Source organism: Okeania sp. SIO3B5 (assembly GCF_010692555.1).
In the GTDB taxonomy this organism is placed as follows: Bacteria; Cyanobacteriota; Cyanobacteriia; order Cyanobacteriales; family Microcoleaceae; genus Okeania.
This window is the reverse complement of record NZ_JAAHHG010000648.1, coordinates 1-4,964: the sequence shown is the minus strand read 5'-3', so window position 1 is coordinate 4,964 and position 4,964 is coordinate 1. Positions and strand designations below refer to the sequence as shown.

Genomic DNA, 4,964 nt, shown 5'->3' with positions numbered 1-4,964 from the left:
TACCCCCCCACTCCCCCACTCCCCCCCTCCCCCACTCCCCCACTCCCCCACTCCCCTACTCCCCTACTCCCCCACTCCCCCACTCCCCCACTCCCAACTATTTTATTTAGAGGAAAACAATCAATGGCAGGAGCTAAACTTAATACAAACTTATGGTTCGCCGAACAAATTACACCTTGGGATATTTATAAACATGGCATCGATCGAGTGCTGGTTTATCAAAAAACTAAATATCAGGAAATGTATATTGTTGAAGGTAGTTATGGCAAAGCTCTAATATTAGATGATAAGTGGCAGTCTTGCACTAAAGAAGAATTTCTCTACCATGAATGTTTAGTACATCCAGCAATGATTTTTCATGGGTCCCCACGCAAAGTCCTAGTACTTGGAGGTGCAGAAGGAGCAACATTACGAGAAGCATTACGCTGGAAAACTGTAGAAAAATTAGTTATGGTTGATATAGATGGGGAAGTAGTAGATGCCTGCAAAAAGTATTTGCCAGAAATGCACCAAAATTCTTTTGAAGACCCCCGCGTAGAATTAATTATTGATGATGCCCAGAATTTTTTAAACTCTTCTTCAGAAACTTGGGACGTAATTATTTCCGATCTGACCGATCCTATTGAGTATGGTCTGTCTTTTCCCTTATTTACTCAAGAATACTTTCAAAAAATTCGTCCAATTTTGTCTCCTAATGGAGTTTTTATGATACAAGCAGGTTCAATTTCTCCTGCCGAAATGTATCTTCATGTCCGCGTGCTTAAAACTTTACAAACTGTGTTTAATTATACTTATTCTGTAGAGCCTTATTCTGCCAGTTTTGGAACTCCATTAGGATTTATTATTGCTTCTGAGCAAGAACTTTCCTCTACACCAAACCCAGAAAAAGTAGACCTTTTGTTAGCACAAAAAACTATCGGTGGTTTGAAAGTAATGGATGGTATTTCTTTGTTGGGAATGCTGCAACTACCTTTAAATGTACGACAGGCGATCGCTACAGAAACTCAGATATATACTTTAAAACCTCAACCAAAATCTATTCAGGTTTCAGATTGAAAATTAACAAGAAAATTACTATTAAATCAAGCAGTTGTAAATTATTTCATAACTTAAATTATATCTAATAAAGCCATCGGTAGAAAAACATATAGTAGTCATAATGAATAACTTCTATAAGATTATTAAGTTGGAAATTATCTATTTATGTATCTTTACTTTTAGCACTATAGGGCTACTGTCAATTTATTAGACATCTCCAGAAAATAAACTTGCCCTTTATTTGCGATAAACTGGGGTTGTAAAAATAACTCAAAAAATCATTTTTCGTGTTTTTTCCTAAAAATATCTTCCCTATTCCCTCCATAACTAATTCCCTACTTTTACAAAAAGTTTATCTCTTTATCTTTTTCACCAAAAAATAAGGTCTGAAGCCTCCCCTTTCAAGAGGATGAAAAAAAATCAAGTTCAATATTTCAATTCACTTTACTTCAGGCAGAGGTACTGATAACTGATAACTGATAACTGATAACTGATAACTGAAATTATCAGAGGTCTATTATAGGGTTTGCTGAAAAAGTCTTTTAGTAGAGGTAGGAGACAGGAGACAGGAGACAGGAGACAGGAGAAATGGGAATGAACGAGGAGGTAGGAGTAAGAATTGTAAGAATGATTTTTTTGCCCAACTATTAGCCTAAAGTACGCTCCTTTTTGAGCGTTTCAGACTGAAAATCAGGCACTTTTTTAGACAAAAAAAAAGCTAAAGTCTTTATATGTCAATGCTTTTAGATTTAATCAGCAAGCCCTATTATAGATAAGTAAAAAACCACATAGAATAATCCTCTAATAATTCAGCATTCTCAGAATCTTCCATAACAGCTTCTAATTCAGCTAGTGGCAATGTAAATTTCTGACTATCTGTAGTGCGCTCCAGTTCTGCTAAAATTCCAGACTCTACATTTAATTGGTTATCTAATCTCAGGAGATTAAACACATCTGTATAAGATGGTTTTTTCTTCTTCAGCTTTTGATATTCTTTTTCACTTCCTGAACCCATAGTATAATGTTCTTCCCACTCAAATTCTTCTATTCCTGTCACTAAACAAGGAAATTCAATATTTTGCTTGAGATATTTAAAATATTTTTTTAAATTACTTTGATTAACCTTTAAATTATTTGTATTGAAAATTTCCTCTAACTTTTGTTCAAAAACCTCTAAGTTAATTTGTTCTGTTTCATATTCTTCCTCCATCCCTTGAAAAGCACCGATATGCTGTAAAAAATCCTCAATAGGTACACTGATAGTTATATTTTCTCCATTATTCAGCTTACCAGTTTTCCCTGATATAATAGTCTCATCAATCTCAATTGGTTTTAGTTTCCTGGTATCAAGTTGAGACTTATTTTTATTTTGTCTTTGATTAGATTTTGCCATGAAGTTCTCCCCTTATCCAGGTTAATGATTAAAGAATATCTATAAATTAAAAAAAAATTAAAAAATCAGTCGATATATATTTATTTAGGAGTAAATTATGACACAAATACTACAATCCCCAGAACCCATAGTTTATCAAGGACATTTTGGAGAATTTACTATAACAAAAAGCGATCGCCTTAGTGTCATTATTTACCGCAGTGGCCTGATGATAGCTGCCCTGAGTTTTGCATTAGGCAGTGCCTTAGTCCTATGGCAAGGTGACAACCCAACCGTTATTAAAGCACTGACACCCATCTATGGCTGTTTTTGTCTAGCTTTAGGTCTAAGTTTAGTCACTATTCATATCTATATGGCCATTTTGCACCGACTACTCCAACTATTTTGGATTATAGGGACTATTACTACAATAATCTTAGCAATTAATAGTACTCAGCCACTGCTTTTAGTAGTTTACACTAATCCAATTACCATTTTAGGTGTTGGTTTTACCTTTGCTGCCTTAACTGGTATTTATTTCAAAGAAGCTTTTTGTTTTAACCGCCTAGAAACAAAATTCCTCACACCTTTAGTACCTTTTTTACTGCTATCTCATCTGGTTGGCTTTTTATTACTTGAAGTCAAAGAGTTTTTCTTGGGAACTTGGGCGTTTCTATTTATAATTTTTGCTATACGAAAGGTATTCCAAGCAATACCTCCAGACATTGGGGATAAGAGTGTTTTTGAATATTTACACAAAAAACAGGAAGAAGTAGCTCATAACTAGAAAGAACTATTAACAGTAAATATTCCTGAAATTAAGTGAAGAAGATTGAGTATTTTTTAATAGATAAGTAGTTATACCAAATCTAAAAAATGGGTTCATTTCAGTTATAAGTTATCAGTTATATCATGTTCGGATAATCAGTTATAAAAAAACTTTATCCCTTTTAACCCTTTCTTCCCTTCTGCCTTCCCCTCCTGGGAGGGGTTAGGGGTGGGTTGCCTCCTGCCTTCCTTCCTCCAAAGTGTAAGTATTCAACCGAACATGATATTAGCCTCCTCCGGAGGAACTGCGTTAACAGTACCTCTGCAATAAGGAGGCTAAAAAAATACGGAATTCTCTTTTTTTTATCCCCTGAACAGGGGAAGCTTTAGACCACGATTTTGCGGTAAAAGTAGTCAATAGTCAGTAGTCAGGAAAAAAATACAGAATAATAACATTTACAGCAGATTCGGTCGTATATGAAGTACTTATATTAACAATTAAATGTTCCCAGTGCAGGCATCTTGTCTACTATTAGTGTACCTCACGCCTGATGGAATTTGCTGTATCATATCATGTCCGTACTTGATCGTGTGTGTAAACCCAAGGGTGAATATCTACAGGAAATTTAAGTTTTTTTCAGGCTTTTAAACCTTCTTCCCTCTTCCTTCTTCCTTGATTTTGCAAACTTATAAAGCACTCAAGTATAGTAAGGTTTTTAGTAATTATTATTATCCTCAAATTTACTTCAAAGAAATTACTGATCGAGGTCAATAGTAAAGAACAGAAAAAAATTATAAATCTGTTTTATCCACCGGATTTAGTATTATCTGGAATCTATTATTTTCTTTCTTCTTTACTTATTAGTTCATTACTTCAATGTATCCAAAAAACATTTTTTTACAATGGCTACAAAAATTAATTTTAACAATCCAGACATGGATATTAATTCTAGGATTAATTATCTTTCTAATTGCGATTTGCTGCTTTAATATTTATTCATTCTTAGCAGTAAACTCCCCCATAAAAGCAGATATACTAATAGTTGAAGGTTGGATGTCTGACTATGCAGTAAAATTAGCGATCGCTGAATTTCATCAAGGTACTTATCAAAAATTAATTACCACAGGTTCGCCCATAGGAAAAGGACATTATCTCTCAGAGTATAATAACTTTGCCGAAATAACAGCCGCAACTTTAATTGCCTTGGGTGTCGATCCAGACCGAGTAGTTGCTATACCCACTCCTCAAGTTGTTAAGTATCGCACTGCTGCCTCTGCTATTGCGGTTAAAGAATGGCTAACAACCTCTAATCTCAAAGTAGACTCTATCAATATCTATACTTTAGGACCCCACGCTCGCCGTAGCTGGATGATTTATCGAAATATTTTCAGTCCAGATATTCAAGTTGGTGTGATTGCTCTTGAGCCTAAAGGTTATAATCCCAAAAGATGGTGGCAGTCTAGTGCAGGTATGCGGACTGTTGTTGGAGAGGCGATCGCTTATTTTTATACCCGTTTTGTCAATTGGAAATCTTGAATAAGAATGTTATGAGTTAGTAGACAGGAGAAAGCATTAATTAGGGTTTGCTGAAAAAGTCTTATGGGTGAGGGTAGGAGACAGGAGACAGGAGACAGGAGACAGGAGAAATGGGAATGAGCGAGGAGATAGGAGCTAAGTTTTGTCCCAAGATTTTTCTGCTCAACTCTTGCCCAAAATGCTAACTTTTTGAGCGTTTTAGACGTGATACCAGGCAGTTTTTTCGTTCCCTAAAAGGCTAAAGTCTTT

At 35.2% G+C, this 4,964-nt stretch carries 4 protein-coding genes; 3 read left to right on the top strand and 1 reads right to left on the bottom strand.

Annotated features, from left to right (window positions below; translation table 11 throughout):
* The first annotated feature begins 123 nt into the window (after nucleotides 1-123).
* Nucleotides 124-1,056: a spermidine synthase gene (locus tag F6K54_RS40155; RefSeq protein WP_293089949.1), complete on the top strand. Its 933-nt coding sequence runs from the start codon at nucleotides 124-126 to the stop codon at nucleotides 1,054-1,056.
* Between the two features lie 748 nt (nucleotides 1,057-1,804).
* On the opposite strand, the gene F6K54_RS40150 is transcribed toward F6K54_RS40155, so the two are convergent.
* On the bottom strand, nucleotides 1,805-2,431 hold the full coding sequence (locus F6K54_RS40150) for a calcium-binding protein (protein ID WP_293089947.1): 627 nt from the start codon (nucleotides 2,429-2,431) through the stop codon (nucleotides 1,805-1,807).
* 97 nt (nucleotides 2,432-2,528) lie between these two features.
* On the opposite strand from F6K54_RS40150, the gene F6K54_RS40145 reads away from it, so the two are divergent.
* Both F6K54_RS40145 and F6K54_RS40140 read left to right on the top strand, forming a co-directional pair.
* Nucleotides 2,529-3,197, top strand: coding sequence for a DUF2301 domain-containing membrane protein (locus tag F6K54_RS40145; RefSeq protein ID WP_293089945.1), 669 nt, complete (start codon nucleotides 2,529-2,531; stop codon nucleotides 3,195-3,197).
* A gap of 858 nt (nucleotides 3,198-4,055) precedes the next feature.
* The gene (locus tag F6K54_RS40140) at nucleotides 4,056-4,715 is read left to right on the top strand and encodes an ElyC/SanA/YdcF family protein (RefSeq protein ID WP_293089943.1); all 660 of its coding nucleotides are present in this window, start codon (nucleotides 4,056-4,058) and stop codon (nucleotides 4,713-4,715) included.
* Nucleotides 4,716-4,964 lie beyond the last annotated feature (249 nt).